The following is an 18,558-nucleotide window of genomic DNA, read 5'->3' on the forward strand; positions in this document are numbered from 1 at the left end:
CGTTCGCCTACGGAGGGGATGCCGGGCGTCACGATGCCATCGGCACTCCTTCAGCATGGTTCATCGGCCGGTCATCTCCGCAGTCCATTCCGGCAGTTCATCGCCACGATCCTTCATGGACATACGGCCCGGCGCAGCGTCCCGGTGACATGGGACGTGCCGTCGCGTCGCGGACAGGCACACCTTGCGTACAGCGCCCGGCGACTGCCCCCGCCCTGAGGCTCGCCTCCCGGCGGGCGACCATGTCATTGGACTGGGATGAAGGGGCGCGTTTTGCGGCCCTCGGGCGCGTTTGCCGCGACGGTGGCGCCCTTCCGGGTCCGTGACGTTTCGGCCCCGGGGGGGGGCAACCGCTCAGGCGGCCGCGGACAACGCCTCGACCGCGCGCTCCGCGCCTCGCTCGGCCTCCAGAATGCGCTCCTCGCCGGCGAACATCAGTTCGTCCGCCGCGACGATCGTCACATCGGTGATCCCGATGAAGCCGAGAATATGGCGCAGGTAACCGGATGCGAAATCGATCTCCGAGCCGACCGGCGTGCCGCCGGAGGCGAGCAGCACGATGGCACGCTTGCCGGTCATCAAACCCTCGGGCCCGTTCTCGGTGTAGCGGAAGGTCTCGCGGGCGCGCGCCACCAGGTCGATCCAGGCCTTCAGCGCGGCGGGGATCGCGAAGTTGTAGACCGGCACGCCGATCACCAGCACATCCGCGGCCTTCACCTCGGCGACCAGCGTGTCGGACAGCGCCAGCCGGGCCTTCTGCTCCGCCGTGCGCTCCGCCGGATCGGTGAAATTGGCCGCCACCCAAGCCTCGTCGATCACGGGCAGGCCGAGCGAGACGTCGCGCGTCACCACATCGAGCCCGGCGGGGCCGGCGGCCAGCTCGCTGATCACACGGTCGGCGAGGCGCCGGGTCACGGACCCCTCGCGGCGCGCGGAGGATTCGACCTTCAGGACGGACAGGGGAGATGTCATCGGGATACTCCATATCGGGTTGCGGGCGAGTCCCATCGCCGTTCTCGTTATGGAGATATACGCAATTCGAAACGCTTGATTAGGTCAGTTTTCTCGAACAATCTTTTCAGCCGACGCGACCGCGACCGGCCAACGCGGAGCGCCCCCCGGACGCCGGCGCGGCACGCCAATGCAGGGAAACGGCCGGGCGGTTTGCCCGGCCTTTGTCCCGCCCGCGCGGCTGCTTATTCGGCGGCCTCGCGCTGCACCGGATCGTAGTTCAGGATCGGCGCGAGCCAGCGCTCGGCCTCGGCGACGTCCCAGCCCTTGCGCCGGGCATAGTCCTCGATCTGATCCCGCTCGATCCGGCCGACCCCGAAGTAATGGCTGTCGGGATGGGCGAAATAGAGCCCCGACACCGACGAGCCCGGCCACATGGCGAAGCTTTCGGTCAGCGTGATGCCGGCCGTGGTCGGCGCGTCGAGCAGGTCGAACAGCGTCTGCTTTTCCGTGTGGTCCGGCTGCGCCGGATAGCCGGGTGCCGGACGGATGCCCTGGTACTTCTCGGCGATCAGATCCTCGACCGAGAGATTTTCCTGCGGCGCATAGCCCCAGAACTCCCGGCGGACCCGCTCGTGCAGCCGCTCGGCGAAGGCCTCCGCCAGCCGGTCGGCCAGCGCCTGGGCGAGGATCTTGTTGTAGTCGTCGCCGTCCTTCACATAGCGCGCGACGATATCGTCCTCGCCATGGCCGGCCGTGACCGCGAAGCCGCCGACGTAATCGGCGATGCCGCTGTCCTCCGGTGCGACGAAATCCGCCATTGCCAGATTGGCCCGCGTCCCGGAGGCGCGTTCCATCTGCTGGCGCAGCGTGTGCAGCACGGCGCATTCGGTGGCGCGCGTCTCGTCCGCGAAGAGCACGATGTCGTCGCCGCGCGCCGCCGCCGGCCAGAAGCCGACGACGCCCTTCGGCGACAGCAGCCGGTCGCGCACGATCTCGTCGAGCATCCGCCGCGCGTCGTCGTAGAGCGCCTTGGCCGCCGGGCCGTAGCGATTGTCGGTCAGCACGGCCGGATAGGTGCCCTTGATCTCCCAGGTCGCGAAGAAGGGCGTCCAGTCGATGGCGCTCGCCAGATCCTCCAGCGACACATCGTCGACCGTGCGCGTGCCGAGGAAGGCGGGCACGGTCGGCCGATAGGCCTCGAAGGAGGGCTTGAAGCGGTTTTCGCGCGCCTTGGCGATCGACGTGCGCTTGCCCTGCTGGCGCGAGCGGGCGTGCCCCTCCGCCACCTTGGCGTATTCCCCGCGCAGGTCGGCGATATAGCCCTCGCGCTGCTCCTTCGACAGGAGCCGCGAGACGACGCCCACGGCCCGGCTCGCGTCGGTGACATAGACCGCCTGCGAGCGACGATAGTTGGGATGGATCTTCACCGCCGTATGGATCAGGCTGGTCGTCGCGCCGCCGATCAGCAACGGCAGCTCGAAGCCCTCCCGCTCCATTTCCGCCGCCACATGGCACATCTCGTCGAGCGACGGCGTGATCAGCCCGGACAGGCCGATGATGTCGACCTTCTCCCGCTTCGCGGTCTCCAGAATCTTGGCGGCCGGCACCATGACCCCGAGGTCGATCACCTCGAAGTTGTTGCACTGGAGCACGACGCCGACGATGTTCTTGCCGATGTCGTGCACATCGCCCTTGACGGTCGCGAGGAGCACCTTGCCGGCGCTCGGCATGTCCTCGATCCCCTGCTCGCGCTTCTCGGCTTCCATGAAGGGCATCAGATAGGCGACCGCCTGCTTCATCACGCGGGCCGACTTCACCACCTGCGGCAGGAACATCTTGCCGGCGCCGAACAGGTCGCCGACGATGTTCATCCCGTCCATCAGCGGGCCCTCGATGACGTGCAGCGGACGTTCGGCGCGCACGCGCGCCTCCTCGACGTCGGCCTCGATGTAATCGGTGATGCCGTTGATCAGCGCGTGGCTGAGCCGCTCTTCCACGGGCTTCTCGCGCCAGGCGAGGTCCTGCACCTTCTGCTTGCCGCCCTTGCCGCGGAAGCGCTCGGCCGCGTCGAGCATGCGGTCGGTGGCATCGGAGCGGCGGTTGAGGACGATGTCCTCCGACAGCTCGCGCAATTCAGCGTCGAGATCGTCGTAGACGGCGAGCTGGCCGGCGTTGACGATGCCCATGTCCATGCCCGCCTGGATGGCGTGGTAGAGGAACACCGAATGCATCGCCTCGCGCACCGGCTCGTTGCCACGGAAGGAGAACGACAGGTTCGACACGCCGCCCGACACATGCGCATGCGGCAGGTTTTCGCGAATGAAGCGCGTCGCCTCGATGAAGTCGACGCCGTAGTTGTCGTGCTCGGGAATGCCGGTGGCGACCGCGAAGATGTTCGGGTCGAAGATGATGTCTTCCGGCGGCAGCCCGACCTTCTCGACCAGAATGTCGTAGGAGCGCTTGCAGATCTCGGTCTTGCGGGCGTAGGTGTCGGCCTGGCCGGTCTCGTCGAAGGCCATGACCACGACCGCCGCGCCGTAGCGCTTGACGAGCCGGGCCTGCTCCAGGAAGGCCTCCTCGCCTTCCTTGAGCGAGATGGAGTTGACCACCGCCTTGCCCTGGACGCATTTCAACCCGGCCTCGATCACCTCCCACTTGGAGCTGTCGATCATCACCGGCACCTTGGCGATGTCCGGCTCGGCGGCGATCAGGTTCAGGAAGGTGACCATCGCCTCCTTGGAGTCGAGCAGGCCCTCGTCCATGTTGACGTCGATGATCTGCGCGCCGTTTTCCACCTGATCGCGGGCGACGTCCAGCGCGGTGTTGTAGTCGCCGGTCTTGATCAGCTTGCGGAAGCGCGCCGAGCCGGTGACGTTGGTGCGCTCGCCGACATTGACGAAATTCACCTCCGGCGTGAGCACGAAGGGCTCGAGCCCCGACAGGCGCATGTAGCGCTCCGGCGCGGCGAGCGTGCGCGGCGCATGGCCGGCGACCGCCTCGGCGATGGCGCGGATATGGCCCGGCGTGGTGCCGCAGCAGCCGCCGACGATGTTGACGAGGCCGCTTTGCGCGAACTCGCCGACCAGTTCGGCCATCGCTTCCGGGCTTTCGTCGTATTCGCCGAACTCGTTGGGCAGACCGGCGTTCGGATAGGCGCAGACCAGCGTGTCGGCGACGCGCGACAGTTCCGCGATATGCGCGCGCATCTCCTTGGCGCCCAGCGCACAGTTGAGGCCGATGGAAAACGGCTCCGCATGGCGCAGCGAATACCAGAAGGCTTCCGGCGTCTGGCCCGACAGCGTGCGTCCGGACAGATCGGTGATCGTGCCGGAAATCATGATCGGCAGGCGCAGGCCCTTTTCCTCGAACACTTCCTCGATGGCGAAAAGCGCCGCCTTGGCGTTGAGCGTGTCGAAGATGGTCTCGACCAGCAGCAGGTCAGACCCGCCGTCGATCAGCCCGCGCGCGGCTTCCGCATAGGCCGTCTTCAGTTCGTCGAACGTGACGGCGCGAAAGCCCGGATTGTTGACGTCCGGCGAGATGGAGAGCGTGCGGTTGGTCGGTCCCAGCGCCCCGGCGACGAAGCGGGGCTTGTCGGGCTCGCGCGCCGTGACGATGTCGCAGGCCTCGCGCGCCAGCCGCGCGCCTTCCCGGTTGAGCTCATAGGCGAGCTCCTCCATCGCATAATCAGCCTGGGCGATGGTGGTGGAGGAAAAGGTGTTGGTCTCCACGATGTCCGCGCCGGCCTCCAGATAGGCCACGTGAATGTCGCGGATCGCCTCGCCTTGCGTCAGGTTCAAGAGATCGTTGTTGCCCTTCACGTCGCAGGACCAGTCGGCGAAGCGCGCGCCGCGATAGCCGGCCTCGTCGAGCTTCAGATCCTGGATCATCGTTCCCATGCCGCCGTCGAGCACGAGAATGCGGGTCTTGGCCGCGGCGGTGAGCACCGCCGCTGCGTCACGGGGTTTGGTCATGATTGGTCTCAGGCCGCCTGCTTTTCTTCCGGGGCCGGGCGCAGGCCCAGCATGTGACAGATCGCGTAGGTCAGGTCCGCACGGTTCATCGTGTAGAAGTGGAAGTCGCTCACGCCACGGTCGACCAGATCGAGCACCTGCTCGCAGGCCACCGCCGAGGCGACCAGCTTGCGCGTCTCCACGTCCTTGTCGAGCCCGGCGAAGCGCCGCGCCAGCCAGTGCGGGATCGAGGTGCCGCACTTGGCGGAAAACACCATGGTCTGCTCGAAGTTCACGATCGGCAGGATGCCCGGCACGATCGGAATGTCGATGCCGGCCGCCCGCACCTTCTCCATGAAGGTCTCGAACATGTCGTTTTCGAAGAAGTACTGGGTGATCGCGCGCGTCGCGCCGGCGTCCACCTTGCGCTTCAGGTTGTCGATCTCCACCGTCCAGTCCGCGCTTTCGGGATGAAGCTCGGGATAGGCGGAGACGGAGACCTCGAAATCGGCGATGCGGCGGATGCCCTCCACCAGATCGGAGGCATAGGCGTAGCCGTCCGGCTGCGGCGTGTAGCGCGCGCCGAGGCCTTCCAGCGGGTCGCCACGCAGCGCCACGATGTGCCGCACGCCGATGTCGTGGTAGTCGCGCACGATGGCGTCGACCTCGTCGCGCGAGGAGCCCACGCAGGTCAGATGCGCGGCCGGGGCGAGCCCGGTCTCGTCGACGAGCCGCTTGACGGTGCGATGCGTGCGCTCGCGCGTCGAGCCGCCGGCGCCATAGGTCACCGACACGAAGCTCGGCGCCAGCGGCTCCAGCCGCTGCACGGCCGACCACAGCGACGCTTCCATCTTCTCGCTCTTGGGCGGAAAGAACTCGAAGGAGACGGACACGTCGCTGTCCGCGCCCAGTTCGAACCGACGAAACTTGTCAGCGGTTTGCATATCAGGCGACCTCCTGGGTCCGGTTGAGATCCGGCAGGTCCGACACGATGCGCGGATCGCGGGCAAGCCAGATGGTGACGGTGAGATGATCGCTGTCGCGCGCGTCCGGCACGAGATCGCGGGTTTCCACGACGTCGAGACCGGCCTCTTCCAGCCAGCGATGCATCTGCTCGTGGGAAAATCCGAGCCGGCGATGCGCATGCGCGTCGCGCAGGAACTCGAATTCATGCGGGGCGAAATCGACGATCAGCAGCCGGCCGCCGGGGCGCAGCACGCGGGCGGCCTCCGCGATGGCCCGGCCCGGATCGTCGAGATAATGCAGGACCTGGTGGATCGAGACCAGATCGAAGCTTTCCACCGGCACGTTGAGCGCGTGAATGTCGCCATGGCGCACCTGCGCGCTTTTCACGCCCTCGCGGTCGAGATTGGCGCGCGCCACGGTGAGCATGTCATGGCTCGCGTCGATGCCGAGCGCCTGCGTGTAGCGGTCGGAGAAGAGCGACAACAGGCTGCCCGTGCCGGTGCCGAGATCGAGATAGGTGCGAAACGGCACATCCCCGACCGTCTCGCGGATCGCCGCTTCCACGGCCGCTTCCGGCACATGCAGCGAGCGCTCCTGATCCCAGGTGCGGGCACGGGCGGCGAAGAAGGCGGCGGCGGCTTCCGCCTTGGCGCGGCGGGTCGCGGCCAGACGCACCCGGTCGGCGGCCAGCACCGCGTCCTCCGGATCGAGGCGGTCGAGCAGCGCGCGGGCGAACTCGCCCATCGCGCCGTCCCCGAGGCGATAGAACACCCAGGCGCCTTCGGGAAAGCGCTGCACCAGTCCGGCCTCGGTCAGGAGCTTCAGATGCCGCGAGATGCGCGGCTGGCTCTGGCCGAGAATGACGGTCGCGTCCTTCACGGTCAGTTCGCCGTCGGCCAGCAATGCGAGCAGGCGCAGGCGCGTCGCCTCACCGGCGGTGCGCAATCCGCTCAGCACCTGTTCCACGCCCAGACGGGATGTCGTCGTCATCGCAACCTCAACAGCAAGATATAAAGATATCTTTATACGTGGATTGCCGAGGATTCAAGCGAAACGTCGCGACACGCTCGAAATCCATGGAGCGTCAGGGGAAGCGTCAGGGGAAGCGCAAACGCCGAAAGGACCGGCGCCGCAGGCGGATACGGCAAGCGGACACGGCAAGCGGACACGGGGGCGCGGGGGGATTGGGCCAGGGCATCGGCCCAGCCCACAGGCAAGCCGCCCGCGGGCCCGCGCCGGAGATCGATGCGGGAGCGCGCGGCGAAGACGTTGCGGCAACGCGTCGGGTCTAGCGTCCCTCGGCGGCGGCCGTCGTCGCGGCCTGCCGCTGCGCGGCCTGCTCGTCCACCACCGGCAGCACGGCGCCGCCGATGGCCTTTTTCTCGGCCTCGGAAAACTGGCGCGGGTCGTCGGCCTCCTGCTGGACGCGCACGGTGACTTCGCGGTGAGCGAAGTGAATGCCCTCGCGCTCGCACAGATCCCGGATGCCGGCGTAGACCACCTTGCGCAGCTCGAACTGGTCGCCCGGCCGGGTCATGAACTTGACCCGCACGATCATCGCCGAGTCTTCCAGCGCCGTGACACCTTGCGACTTCACCGGCTGCAGGAATTTCGGCCCGTAGTCGGGATGCTCCAGCAGCTCCTGGCCGAACTTCTTGATGAGCTTGCGCATGCGTTCAACGTCGGTGTCGTAGGTGACGCGGAAAGCGAGCTTCATCATCGCCCAGTCGCGCGAGAAGTTCTTCACGAACTTGATCTCGCCGAAGGGCACCGTATTGAGCGGTCCGTTGTGATGGCGCAGCTGCATGGAGCGGATCGAGATCTTCTCGACCGTGCCCTTCACGTCGCCGATGTCGATGTATTCGCCCTTGCGGAAGGCATCGTCGATGAGGAAGAACGCGCCGGAGAAGATGTCGCGGATCAGCGTCTGCGCGCCGAAGCCCACCGCGAGCCCGACGACGCCGGCGCCGGCGAACAGCGGCCCGATGTTCACGCCGAGCTGCGACAGGGCGATCATGCCGGCGATGACCACGATGGTGATCAGCAGGAAATTGCGGAAGATCGGCAGAAGCGTGGCAAGCCGGCTTTCGCCGGCGCCGCCGACCTCGGCATCCTCGTTCTTTTCCGTGCCGCCCGATTCCAGCGCGATCTGCCGGTCGATGGAGATCGCCACGGCCCGATAGGCCATGTAGCCGAGAAACAGGATCAGACCGATCTCGAAGAGATTGGCGGCAAGAAACCTGTCGTCGGACAGCGGCACGCCCCAGCGCGACAGCAGAAACCCGAGCCCCACGACGATAGAGAGGATCGCCGCGCCGTGATCCAGCAACTCGCGATAGGGCGAGCGCGCGCCTTCCGCGTCGAGCGCCTCCGCCTCGGCCTGCGCGCGGGTCGCCGCCGTGTCGGCCTCGCCGCCCTCGCTGGTCGCCGCCCGCTCCAGATCCTCCGCCGTGCGCGCCTGCGCGGCATCGCTGTCGAGACGCGGCAGCAGCCAGGTGTCGATGACCAGCACCAGCAGGCCGTAGACGACGGCGCCGACGAGCAGCGCGAAGACCGGCGCCCCGACGAGCCCCAGCGCCGCCGGCAGATCGAGCAGCACCCGCACCCCGGAGAACAGGAAGGCCACCGCGAAATAGACCAGCGTGACCGGAAGCCACAGCAGGGTCGCCACCCGCCGCCAGAGCGGTTGCTCGCCCGCGCCGTCGGTTGCCGCGATGCCGCCCGAGATGAGGCGCGTGATCGGCCGGCGGAACGCGATGGCGACCCCGGAGAGGGCGATGCAGGCGAAGGCGGCCCCGAACAGCAGCGCCAGCTTGTGCGCGTCGGGGTCGAGGCGCATGGCCGCCATCCAGGCGCACAGGCCGACGATGACATAGGCGACGCCCGCCACGCCGATCAGGGCGCGGTAGAGCGCATGCGCTTCCGCATCCTGCAAGCCGATCATGCGATGCGATCGGGCGTCGGGCGCGAGCACGTTGCGAAAGATGATGCGCAGCACGAGGATGACCGCGACCGCCTCGAGCCCGGTGAAGACCGTGACCCGCGACGGCTCGTGGCCGGAGACGAAGGCAAGTGCCACGGCCGCCGAGACGATGGCGAAGACGACGAGCCCCGCCCCCATCATCAAGGCGCGCGTGAAGAGATATCCGATCTTGGACGCCCGCCCGGTCGGGTTGGGATCGTAGAGATGCAGGAACCGGTGCCGGCCCCAGCGTTCGGTGAGCGCGAGCGCGGCGATGCCCGCCAGCGCCGAAAGCCCCAGAACCGCCACGGACGACCAAAGCCACGCCAGCGTGTCGTCGGGGGAATGGGCGGCGAGAGCCTGCCCGGCAAGCGTGGGAAAGGCATCGGCGGCGGTCACCGCCCGCGCGAAGGCGTCGCGCACCTCAAAGGCCAGCGTCCGGTAATCGACCGGCGCCACCGTCGGCCCGGTGCCCGGCGCATCCGGCGGGGCGTCGGATGCGGCGGCCGTGCCGGCCTCCTGCTGCGCGAGAACGGAGAGAAGTCCCTGCGCCTGTGCGGCGGGCGCGAAGACCACCGCCATGAACACGAGACAGATGGCCGCGCGGACGATCCCCGCGCCGAAACGCATAGTCTTCATGGTCTTCATGATGCCCCTTCCGCAGTGCCCTGCGGCCCCCTTGCGCCCGGGCGCGCCCCATGCGCCGCGACCCTGTCGGGCCAGCCCCGTCCGGTCGATCCGCCCGGAGCGCGCGGCCAAGGCGATCACGATGCGGGCGACGCTGGTAACATGCGAAAAGGTACTCGAGGTTTCATGACCTGTCCAAGGCGGAACATCGCGTATCCCGCCCCGGCCGCCGCGAAATCAGCAGGCGATCCGCCCCTGCCACTGGGCCAGCAGATTGCGCGCCTGGGCGGGCACGATCCGCTCGTAGCGCTCGACCAGCCGGCGGCGTTCCGCGTCCGGCAGGCGGTAGCGCCACGGACCGATCGTCAGCAGCACGCCGACGGTCGCCGGGCGCAACCCGCTGGCGCGGGCGACGATCAGGAACGGATCCACATCGAGACGCACCATCCAGTGCTTGGCCTCTTCCAGCCCGATGTCGCCAAGGATGGCGAAGATCGCAACCACTTCCGCGAAGCGGTCTTCCTCGGCGAACCTGAGCAGCGTCGCCTCGTCGAGCCCGGGATCGCGGGCCAGCGCGCAGACCCGCCCCATGGCGGTCTCGAAGTCGTAGCGGGCGAGCCAGAAGTCGTTGGACAGCCGCTGCGCCGCCATCTGCGCCGCCTGCGGCACCGCGCCGGCCGCCCGGCGCGCCCGGTCGAAGAGGCGGATCCGGACCCGCTCGCCGGCAAGCGAGGCAAGCTCCGCGATATCGGTCTCCGACAGATCCTCGCGCTCTGCGAGCGCCAGTTGCAGGTCCTCGTCGAGCCGCGCGGCATCGAGCAGGTGGCGCACCCCGTGGCGCGACAGGCTCGCGCCGAGGTTCTCCGCCAGCCGGCGCTTGACCCGCTCGCCGCCCTTTTCGACGAGCGTGTCGGTCACCAGTTCCGACAGAATATCGCGGGTGGCGATGGCCAGGCGATGATCGTCGCCATGGTGACAGGCGATGTCGATCAGATCGCCGTCGCGCAGCACGGTGGAGCGCTCCAGAAGGGGCCGCGCGACGGCAATCTCGTCGCCGGCGAGCCGGCGCACCGTCGCCTCCGGCGCCCGGCGCAAGGCCGCAAGGCGGCCGGCAATGAACTCGCGCGCCTGCTGCTCCACCATCTCCGACAGACGTACCAGAACCGAATCATAGATCTGGATCTGCTCTTCCGAACAGGTCTCGGAGGTCAGGGAGAACAGCATGGCGACGTTGCATGCCAGATCGTTCCGCCGGGAGATATCGTCTTCCCGGGCAAGGGCCTCGAAGTTTACGAGCTCCGTGTTCGCCATCATGGACAGGGCCTCGATTCGCTGTTCGTAGCTTCAGTTTGCGTGAAATAGCATGGCCCACGTGAACAAAAATTGCAGTGACGCACGTCGCCTTATAATAAAAGTCGAAAAGTTGTTTCGAAAAAACTGTCCCTCAATCGTCTAAAATTTTAGAGACGGGCCGGACACCCTTTTCCGGCGTGGAAGACAGAACGGCGGGAAGGGATTATGGTCACGCGCCGTCCGGCGGCAGCGCCCCCACGCGCGAGGCCCCCAACCCGCGAGGCGCCCACGCGCGAGGCCCCCCATCCGCGAGGCCCTCATGCGCGAGGCCCCCATGCGCGAGGTATGAACCATGACAGACACGACGCACTCCTCCCCCGTGAAACCGCCGCGCCCCGGCGAAGAGCGGCTCGCCCGCGATCCCGCGGAGCTTGCCCCCGACGCGGGCCTGGTGTTCATCGGCCACATCGAAACACCCTGGCAAACGCCGGACGCCTGCCCGCGCAACGCCCGCGCCAGCGACGCCACCGCCCGCGTCCGCCTCAAGCCCGAGTATCTGCCCGGCCTCGCCTCGATCGACAGCTGCACCCATGTGATCCTGCTCTACTGGATGCACCGGGCGCGCCGCGATCTGATCGTGCAGGCCCCCTCCTTCGCGAAAGGCGCGCACGGCTGTTTCGCCCTGCGCTCGCCGATCCGGCCCAATCCGGTCTCGCTCAGCGTGTCGGAACTGGTGGAGCGGACCGACGACGGCCTGATCGTGCGCGGCATCGACTGCCTGAACGGAACGCCGCTCATCGACATCAAGCCCTATTTCGCCCGCACCGACAGCGTGGCCGGGGCAAGCGTCGGCTGGTTCGAGCGCGAGGACGACGGCGGATCGTGACGGCGCAAGGCCACCGGCGGGGCGGCATTCTCGCGCATAGGCATCAGCACAAACCCCATTGAACGCCGCGGCACATCAGCATACCTGATAGGCATGCTGACCCTTCGCCAACTTCGCTATTTCGATGCGCTGGCCCGGCACCGTCATTTCGGGCGCGCCGCGGAAGACGTTTCCGTCTCCCAGCCCGCCCTGTCGATGCAGATCCGCGAACTGGAAGCCACGCTCGGCATCGCGCTGGTGGAGCGCCGGCCGAACGCGGTGCGCCTCACCGAACGGGGACGGGAGGTCGCCCGGCGCGCGGCGCGGATACTCTCCGACGCCCGCGACCTGACGGACTATGCCCGCCACTCCGGGCAGGTGCTCACGGGCACGCTGCGGCTCGGCATCATTCCTTCGATCGCCCCCTATCTGCTGCCGCAGGTCCTGCCCGAGCTGACGCACGCCTATCCGCAGGTGGACCTTCAGATCCGCGAGACCCTGACCCGCTCGCTGGTCGACGAACTCGCGCATGGCGATCTCGACGTGATCCTGGCCGCCCTGCCACTGGACGGCGCGGACCTGGAAACCCATGCGCTGTTCGACGACCGCTTCCTGCTCGCGGTGCAGAACGGCCCCGACCTCGACGAGCGCAACCGGGTCGATCCCTCGACCATCGACGGCGCCTCCCTGCTCCTGCTGGAGGAAGGGCATTGCCTGCGCGACCAGGCACTCAACTATTGCGAGGGACTGCGCCCCACGGGACGCTCCACCTTCGGCGCGACGAGCCTGTCGACGGTGATGCAGATGGTCGCCGCCGGCTACGGCGTCACCTTGCTGCCGGAACTCTGCGCTTCGGTCGAGGTGCGCGACGAGCGGGTGAGCCTGCTGCGCTTCACCGACCCGCAGCCGCAGCGCGTGGTCGGGCTCGCCTGGCGCAAGACCTCGCCGCGACGCGCCGATTTCCTGGCACTCGGCGACTGCGTGCGCGCCGCGCTGAAGCTGCCCCCGACACCGGCCGCCGACCCGGCTCCCGCCGCCGCGCCGTCCGCCGTGCCGCCCGCGCCATGAGGGAGGCTCCGCGCGTCCGCCCCCAACCCGAGGCTGCGCCCGCGCGCAGGACCGCCGCATGATCCTTCACCCGTCGTCCTCCGTCGCCGCCCCAGGTCTCGCGCTGCTGTTTCAGGTGCTCGACAAGCGCGGCAGTTCGGCGTTTCTGCTCGACCGGCAGGCGACGATCCTGGCCCGCAACGAGGCGGCCCAGCGCCTGCTGGAGGGCGCCTGCGGCCTGCTCGTTCCCACCGGGCGGCGCGGCAACCGTCTGGAGTTCGCGCATCCGCTCACCCAGCGCACGCTGACCGCAGCCCTTGCCGCGCTGCTGCGCCCGACCGGCCCCGATCCGACGCAGCAAAGCGATCTGTGCCTGACCTGCGACGACGGGCCGATGCTCGGGGAACTCTACCCCGTTCTGCTGCCCGACCCGGGCCCGGCGGGTCCGCGCGGCGCGGTGCTCGTGCTGTCGCGCGGCAACGCGCCACCGCCCACGCTGGAACCGCGCCTGCGGCTGCTGTTCAACCTGACCCCGCGCGAAAGCGCCGTCGCGGTGCATCTGGCCAGCGCCCTGCCCGAAACCGAGATCGCCCGCGACCTCGACATCAGCGAAAACACCCTGCGCACCCACCGCAAGGCGATCTACGCCAAGCTCGGGGTGAACAGCCGGGCGGAGTTTTCGGCGATCGTCGCGCGGCTGATGTGAGGCGGCGATGCTGCGCGGCAAGGGCACGAAGCGCCAGCGCGAGATGCGCCGGCACTTGCGCCGGCTCGCGCCGCGCATTCCCTATGGCGATGCCGAGGCCGTGCTCGACGGCGCGCTTGCCCCCCATCTGCGCCACCTGCCGCCGGCCATCGCGCTGTGGCAGGCGATGACCGCCCGCGTCCGCCACGCCCACAGCCCCTATGAGACGCTGCTCGACGAGGGTTACGACCGCGACGCGGCGCGGTTCTTCGTGCTCGACGACATGAACGCGACGCTGCAGGACTGGGGCGTCACACGCCGCGTCGACGCCGACGGGTCCGATGACGGCGCCGACCACACCTGACACCGCTCCCGACGGGACGCGGGAGGTGGCTAGCGATAGAGCCAGTGCTCGGGGATATGGGCGGTCACCGCCTCGCCGGGGCGAATGACGCCGGGGCGCTCGACATAGGCGACCAGCCCGCGCCGGCGGCGCGCGACCTTGGGAAACAGAAGATCCAGCCCCTCGTGCCCGGGGCAGCGTTCGGCGATTGCCTTGCCCGCGATCCGGCAGGGCGCGTTGTCGCCGTCGACCCGCAGGACCACGCCGCCGGCGAAGACGAGACGCGTGCGCGGCGGGACGAGCGACAGACGGGGAATGCCCTCGGTCACCACATTGCCGCCGATCCACCCCGCCTCCAGACGCTCGATGCCCATGTCGGCGGCGACCGCGGCCAGTTCCTCCGCCGACAGCACCGAGATCTGGCGCTCGTTGCACATCTCCGTGCCGTTCGGATACCAGGGCTCGCGTCCGCCGGAACGCCGGGTGAAACCGGAATGCCGGTCGCCGGGAATGCCCTCGAAGCCGATCTTGAGCGCCGCCGTCCACTCGGTGCGGAAATCCTCGGGCCGTTTCGTGGCAAGCGCCTGCACGACCGTGCCCGACACCTTGCGCGCCGGTGCGCTGATCAAGTCTTCCGCCTGTTCGCGCCCGAAGAGATCGGCCGTCATCCTGGTCTCCATTGTCCAATCTCACGCAGCCGTGGCCCGCCGCTGTCGCGTTTCCCGCTCGCAGACGGTCGTTGCGTTTTGCAGCCGCGCGGGGTGCGGGGACATTGCCGCAAGCCCCGATGCGCCCGCGCCGCGCCTTCCAGTCGCAACCCTAGTCCGATTCCGCCGGTCGGAAAACGCGGGCGCGCCGGTCGGAGCGGCGAACGCCGCCCAGACGAAAAACCGCGCCCGCGCGGGGTGCGCGGACGCGGCTTGCGTCGTTTCGGCCCGTGGGGTCGGCCAGCTCAGCGTGTGAGCGGCTTGTACTTGATCCGCTTCGGGTTGGCCGCATCCGCGCCGAGGCGGCGGATCTTGTCGGCCTCATAGTCCTCGAAGTTACCCTCGAACCACTCCACGTGGCTGTCGCCCTCGAAGGCGAGCATGTGGGTCGCCAGCCGGTCCATGAACATGCGATCGTGGCTGATCACCACGGCGCAGCCGGCGAAATCCTCCAGCGCGTCTTCCAGCGCGGCCAGCGTCTCGGTGTCGAGATCGTTGGTCGGCTCGTCAAGCAGCAGCACGTTGGCGCCCGACTTCAGCACCTTGGCGAGATGCACGCGGTTGCGCTGACCGCCGGAGAGCGAGCCCACCTTCTGCTGCTGGTCGCCGCCCTTGAAGTTGAAGGCGGAGCAATAGGCGCGCGAGTTGATCTCCTTCTTGCCGAGGTAGATCACCTCCTCGCCCTCGGAGATCTCCTCCCACACCGTCTTGTTGGGATCGAGCGCGTCGCGCGACTGGTCGACGAAGCCGAGCTTCACGCTCTCGCCGATGGTGATCGTGCCGCTGTCGGGTTTGTCCTGCCCGGTGAGCATGCGGAACAGCGTCGACTTGCCCGCGCCGTTGGGACCGATCACGCCGACGATGCCGCCCGGCGGCAGCTTGAACGACAGGTCGTCGATCAGGAGCTTGTCGCCGAAGGCCTTGGAGATGCCCTCCACGTCGATGACGTTCTGACCCAGACGCGGCCCGGCGGGAATGACGATCTGCGCGGCCGGATTGTTGAGCCGGTCCTCGTTCGCCTTGAGCAGCTCGTCATAGGCCTTGATACGGGCCTTGGACTTGGTCTGGCGCGCCTTGGGGCTCATGCCCATCCATTCGCGCTCGCGCGACAGGGCGCGCTGTCGGGCCGCGTCCTCGCGCGACTCCTGCTCCATGCGCTTGGCCTTCTTCTCCAGATAGGCCGAATAATTGCCCTCGTACGGAATGCCGCGGCCGCGATCGAGCTCCAGGATCCAGCCGGTGACATTGTCCAGGAAGTAGCGGTCGTGGGTGATGATCAGCACCGAGCCCGGATACTCGCGCAGGTGCTTTTCGAGCCAGTGAACCGTCTCGGCATCGAGGTGGTTGGTCGGCTCGTCGAGCAGCAGAAGGTCCGGCTGGTCCAGAAGCAGCTTGCACAGCGCCACGCGGCGGCGCTCGCCGCCCGACAGATTGTCGACCGCCCAGTCGCCCGGCGGACAGCGCAGCGCTTCCATCGCCATCTCGACCTGGGACTCCAGATCCCACAGGTTCTGACTGTCGATGATGTCCTGGAGCTTGGCGCCCTCCTCCGCCGTCTCGTCGGAGTAGTTCATCATCAGCTCGTTGTAGCGGTCGAGGATCGCCTGCTTGTCGGCAACGCCTTCCATGACGTTTTCCAGCACCGTCTTGCTTTCGTCGAGCTGCGGCTCCTGCGGCAGATAGCCGACCTTGGCGCCCTCCGCCGCCCAGGCCTCGCCGGTGAAGTCCTTGTCGGTGCCGGCCATGATGCGCAGGAGCGTGGACTTGCCCGCGCCGTTCGGCCCGAGGATGCCGATCTTGGCGTCGGGATAGAACGACAGATTGATCCCGTCGAGAACCTTCTTGCCGCCCGTGTAGGTCTTGGTGAGACCGTGCATGTGATAGATGAACTGGCGCGCCATAGGTGCCTGCCGCTCCGCTAATGTCGAGAAGGGGAAACTGAGGTCGTGTCTTAGTCGAAGGCACAGGCCGGAGCAAGGGCTGCCCGCGCCGCGGCCGCCCGCGGACGCCGTCCGGCGTTTACCGCGCGTTCACCGCTTGCCAGCAGCATCGCGCCGGGGCCGGGCACTTTGTGAAACCCGCAAGTCTGGAAGGAAGTCTCATGCGTCTCCGGCACGGGCCGCGCCTCGCGGCCATCACCGCCGCCGCCCTCCTGGTGGCGGCCTGCGGATCCAATCGGTTCGAACGCGGCGTGACGGGCGGCGCCATCGGCACCGCCGCCGGCGCGGGCGTGCTCGCCGTCGCCGGCGGTCCGGTCCTCCTGGGAGCAGCCGCCGGCGCGGCCGGCGGCGCGGCCATCGGCGCCCTTACCAACGAGTGCCAGATCGATCTCGGCCCGCAGCGCCCGAACGGCTGCTGACCGGAAACGGCGGCTGACGAGGCCGGGCTTCGGCCCACACCTCCCTGCGCGCCCCCGCCGCAAATCCCCGGCGGGGGTGCGGAGGCGGTCCGCTCGCCACGAGCACAACCCAGACGTTATTCCAAAAAATATCTTCCGCCTTGATTGCGTGTCACAGAGATCACAAGATCGCTGGATAGAAGCAGGCTGCGGCACGTCCAAAAGGAGGGTGGAATGAGCTGGTCTTTGTTGTGGGTCGACCATTGGTCCGGATGCCCGGACACGCAGGAGGCAACGCGGGACGGCCGGAATCCGGCACAGGGCGCGATGGTCTCCGGCAGGACCGACCTGCCCACGTCCTCCGGGACCGCGTCCTCGACGTCCCAGCCGGCGTCCCCGCTGACCGAGGGGATCGACCCCCGGATTGCCGCCGCCGCGCACAGCGCCCTGGAGCGCATCGCGCAGGTGCAGGACACCCTTCTCGATCCGGTTCTCGACCCCGCGCCGGGTCCCGCCTGACGGTCCGGCGGCGGCAGACCCTCCGCGCGCCAACCGCGCGGGTCCCGCGCCCGTGTCCCGCACTAAGCGCCGGACTCAGTGCCGCAGCAGCGATGCGTCGGCCGGGGCCGCAGTGGCGTCCGGCGCGGCACACGCGGCCGCCCGATAGCGGCGGAGCACCATCACCAGATCGAGGTGGAAGATCGACACGAACAGCAGGAAGGACGAGATCACCGCCGGTTCCGTCCACACATAGGCCTGATAGACGGCCGCGTTGCCGAGCGGCAGGGTGATGTCCTTGACGACGAAGAGCACCAGATAGCTCAGCGCCAGCACGGCGCTGATCTTGCCGACCGTCCGGCGCATGCGCGCCGCCGGCAGATGCACCAGTGCCGTCGCATGCAGGACCGGATGCACCTCCTCGTTCCGCAGGATGCTGGTCGAGATCAGCAGCCCGGACAGCACCACGAAGCCTTGCGAGAAGAAGAACAGATAGCTGCCGACCATATGCATGTCGTTGTCGACGCCCATCCGGTACTGGCTGAGCACGACCATGCCCGCCGAGGCGCCGATCTGCAGCACGATGGCCGTGCAGGCGGCCGCCGCCATGGTCCGGGCGGTCGCCGGCGACACGTCCTTTAGATGCCGGGCCGCCAGCAGGGACAGACCCGCGACCACGCACACGCCCACGAACAGAATGCCCGCGCTCAGGGAAATCCAGAAGGCGAAGGGCTCGCCGATCAACGGATCGGACAGCGCGCGGCTGATCGTCGGCGGATATTGGGCCACATAGTCGGGATGGGTGGCGATGAAGCGCGCCCGCGCCCAGTAGATGTAGTAATTCACCACCGCCACCACGAAGGTGTTGGCGACAAGCGCCGTCACGGCGGCCGCGGCAAGCCATTTCGGCGGGCGGGCCCAGAAGGGATGCCGGGCGGCGGTATAGTGGTCGTTCATTCCGGAAGCGTCCTCGACTGATCCGGCCCATCGGTGCGGCGGAGTATTCTGCAGCGCAAACGATTGCGCAACCTGCCAAAGGCGGCTTTGGCGCAGACAGGCCACACCTGTGTCCCGGAAGCCGCAGGGGACACGGCGGAGTCTGGCGGCGCGCCTTCTGGGCGAGCATTGGGCGGGAGGTCGGCGCAGGAATTCGGAGATCCCGAACAATCAGGTTCAACGAACCGCCCGTCACTCCGCAGGAATGCTACAAATCATTGAGAAGATGGTGGGCCCCACTGGATCAAAGAAAATAATAATTTCAATGATTTAGGGTGCTCTATTTTCCCGGTACCGTCCGAAATCCCGTCACTTTTTCCGGTG

At 68.0% G+C, this 18,558-nt stretch carries 15 protein-coding genes; 6 read left to right on the plus strand and 9 right to left on the minus strand.

The window, feature by feature from the left end; translation table 11 throughout:
• Positions 1–354 precede the first annotated feature (354 nt).
• The 6 genes from ABL312_RS12545 to ABL312_RS12570 all read right to left on the minus strand — a co-directional run bounded on the left by ABL312_RS12545 (position 355) and on the right by ABL312_RS12570 (position 10,776).
• The gene (locus tag ABL312_RS12545) at positions 355–972 is read right to left on the minus strand and encodes an NAD(P)H-dependent oxidoreductase (RefSeq protein ID WP_349357715.1); all 618 of its coding nucleotides are present in this window, start codon (positions 970–972) and stop codon (positions 355–357) included.
• A 224-nt stretch (positions 973–1,196) separates the two neighbouring features.
• Positions 1,197–4,928, minus strand: a complete 3,732-nt coding sequence (metH, locus tag ABL312_RS12550) for a methionine synthase (RefSeq protein ID WP_349357716.1) — start codon at positions 4,926–4,928, stop codon at positions 1,197–1,199.
• A gap of 8 nt (positions 4,929–4,936) precedes the next feature.
• Entirely contained in the window at positions 4,937–5,851 is a 915-nt protein-coding gene (metF, locus tag ABL312_RS12555) for a methylenetetrahydrofolate reductase [NAD(P)H] (protein WP_349357717.1), read from the minus strand.
• Between the two features lies 1 nt (position 5,852).
• Positions 5,853–6,863 (minus strand): metalloregulator ArsR/SmtB family transcription factor, encoded by a 1,011-nt coding sequence (locus ABL312_RS12560; protein WP_349357718.1) that lies wholly within the window; start codon positions 6,861–6,863, stop codon positions 5,853–5,855.
• 298 nt (positions 6,864–7,161) lie between these two features.
• Positions 7,162–9,483 carry a mechanosensitive ion channel family protein gene (locus tag ABL312_RS12565; RefSeq protein WP_349357719.1) on the minus strand — a complete coding sequence of 774 codons (2,322 nt, stop codon included), beginning with the start codon at positions 9,481–9,483 and terminating at the stop codon, positions 7,162–7,164.
• A gap of 216 nt (positions 9,484–9,699) precedes the next feature.
• Entirely contained in the window at positions 9,700–10,776 is a 1,077-nt protein-coding gene (locus tag ABL312_RS12570; protein WP_349357720.1) for a DUF2336 domain-containing protein, read from the minus strand.
• Positions 10,777–11,107: 331 nt separating this feature from the next.
• Here ABL312_RS12570 and tsaA point away from each other — a divergent pair, with 331 nt between their 5' ends.
• From tsaA to ABL312_RS12590, 4 genes are all read left to right on the plus strand, one after another.
• Positions 11,108–11,641, plus strand: a complete 534-nt coding sequence (gene tsaA / locus ABL312_RS12575; RefSeq protein ID WP_349357722.1) for a tRNA (N6-threonylcarbamoyladenosine(37)-N6)-methyltransferase TrmO — start codon at positions 11,108–11,110, stop codon at positions 11,639–11,641.
• Positions 11,642–11,734: 93 nt separating this feature from the next.
• Positions 11,735–12,688 (plus strand): LysR substrate-binding domain-containing protein, encoded by a 954-nt coding sequence (locus ABL312_RS12580; protein ID WP_349357723.1) that lies wholly within the window; start codon positions 11,735–11,737, stop codon positions 12,686–12,688.
• 58 nt (positions 12,689–12,746) lie between these two features.
• Positions 12,747–13,373, plus strand: coding sequence for a LuxR C-terminal-related transcriptional regulator (locus ABL312_RS12585; protein ID WP_349357724.1), 627 nt, complete (start codon positions 12,747–12,749; stop codon positions 13,371–13,373).
• Between the two features lie 7 nt (positions 13,374–13,380).
• A complete protein-coding gene (locus ABL312_RS12590) occupies positions 13,381–13,716 on the plus strand; it encodes a DUF2293 domain-containing protein (RefSeq protein WP_349357725.1) in 336 nt (111 codons plus the stop codon).
• Positions 13,717–13,745: 29 nt separating this feature from the next.
• Here ABL312_RS12590 and ABL312_RS12595 read toward each other — a convergent pair whose 3' ends face one another.
• Positions 13,746–14,363 (minus strand): MOSC domain-containing protein, encoded by a 618-nt coding sequence (locus ABL312_RS12595; protein WP_349357726.1) that lies wholly within the window; start codon positions 14,361–14,363, stop codon positions 13,746–13,748.
• 284 nt (positions 14,364–14,647) lie between these two features.
• Positions 14,648–16,303, minus strand: a complete 1,656-nt coding sequence (gene ettA / locus ABL312_RS12600) for an energy-dependent translational throttle protein EttA (RefSeq protein ID WP_349357727.1) — start codon at positions 16,301–16,303, stop codon at positions 14,648–14,650.
• A 200-nt stretch (positions 16,304–16,503) separates the two neighbouring features.
• On the opposite strand from ettA, the gene ABL312_RS12605 reads away from it, so the two are divergent.
• On the plus strand, positions 16,504–16,761 hold the full coding sequence (locus ABL312_RS12605) for a hypothetical protein (protein ID WP_349357728.1): 258 nt from the start codon (positions 16,504–16,506) through the stop codon (positions 16,759–16,761).
• 213 nt (positions 16,762–16,974) lie between these two features.
• A complete protein-coding gene (locus ABL312_RS12610) occupies positions 16,975–17,259 on the plus strand; it encodes a hypothetical protein (protein ID WP_349357729.1) in 285 nt (94 codons plus the stop codon).
• 75 nt (positions 17,260–17,334) lie between these two features.
• Here the strand turns inward: ABL312_RS12610 and ABL312_RS12615 are convergent, their stop codons facing one another.
• Positions 17,335–18,195 carry a hypothetical protein gene (locus ABL312_RS12615; protein WP_349357730.1) on the minus strand — a complete coding sequence of 287 codons (861 nt, stop codon included), beginning with the start codon at positions 18,193–18,195 and terminating at the stop codon, positions 17,335–17,337.
• Between the last annotated feature and the right edge of the window lie 363 nt (positions 18,196–18,558).

It is taken from the genome of Stappia sp. (genome assembly GCF_040110915.1).
Lineage (GTDB): Bacteria > Pseudomonadota > Alphaproteobacteria > Rhizobiales > Stappiaceae > Stappia.

Bases quoted from the DNA above. Each gene is read 5' to 3' on its own strand.
- ABL312_RS12545 (WP_349357715.1), bottom strand. From the start codon at position 972: ATGACATCTCCCCTGTCCGTCCTGAAGGTCGAATCCTCCGCGCGCCGC.
- metH (WP_349357716.1), bottom strand. From the start codon at position 4,928: ATGACCAAACCCCGTGACGCAGCGGCGGTGCTCACCGCCGCGGCCAAG.
- metF (WP_349357717.1), bottom strand. From the start codon at position 5,851: ATGCAAACCGCTGACAAGTTTCGTCGGTTCGAACTGGGCGCGGACAGC.
- ABL312_RS12560 (WP_349357718.1), bottom strand. From the start codon at position 6,863: ATGACGACGACATCCCGTCTGGGCGTGGAACAGGTGCTGAGCGGATTG.
- ABL312_RS12565 (WP_349357719.1), bottom strand. From the start codon at position 9,483: ATGAAGACCATGAAGACTATGCGTTTCGGCGCGGGGATCGTCCGCGCG.
- ABL312_RS12570 (WP_349357720.1), bottom strand. From the start codon at position 10,776: ATGATGGCGAACACGGAGCTCGTAAACTTCGAGGCCCTTGCCCGGGAA.
- tsaA (WP_349357722.1), top strand. From the start codon at position 11,108: ATGACAGACACGACGCACTCCTCCCCCGTGAAACCGCCGCGCCCCGGC.
- ABL312_RS12580 (WP_349357723.1), top strand. From the start codon at position 11,735: ATGCTGACCCTTCGCCAACTTCGCTATTTCGATGCGCTGGCCCGGCAC.
- ABL312_RS12585 (WP_349357724.1), top strand. From the start codon at position 12,747: ATGATCCTTCACCCGTCGTCCTCCGTCGCCGCCCCAGGTCTCGCGCTG.
- ABL312_RS12590 (WP_349357725.1), top strand. From the start codon at position 13,381: ATGCTGCGCGGCAAGGGCACGAAGCGCCAGCGCGAGATGCGCCGGCAC.
- ABL312_RS12595 (WP_349357726.1), bottom strand. From the start codon at position 14,363: ATGACGGCCGATCTCTTCGGGCGCGAACAGGCGGAAGACTTGATCAGC.
- ettA (WP_349357727.1), bottom strand. From the start codon at position 16,303: ATGGCGCGCCAGTTCATCTATCACATGCACGGTCTCACCAAGACCTAC.
- ABL312_RS12605 (WP_349357728.1), top strand. From the start codon at position 16,504: ATGCGTCTCCGGCACGGGCCGCGCCTCGCGGCCATCACCGCCGCCGCC.
- ABL312_RS12610 (WP_349357729.1), top strand. From the start codon at position 16,975: ATGAGCTGGTCTTTGTTGTGGGTCGACCATTGGTCCGGATGCCCGGAC.
- ABL312_RS12615 (WP_349357730.1), bottom strand. From the start codon at position 18,195: ATGAACGACCACTATACCGCCGCCCGGCATCCCTTCTGGGCCCGCCCG.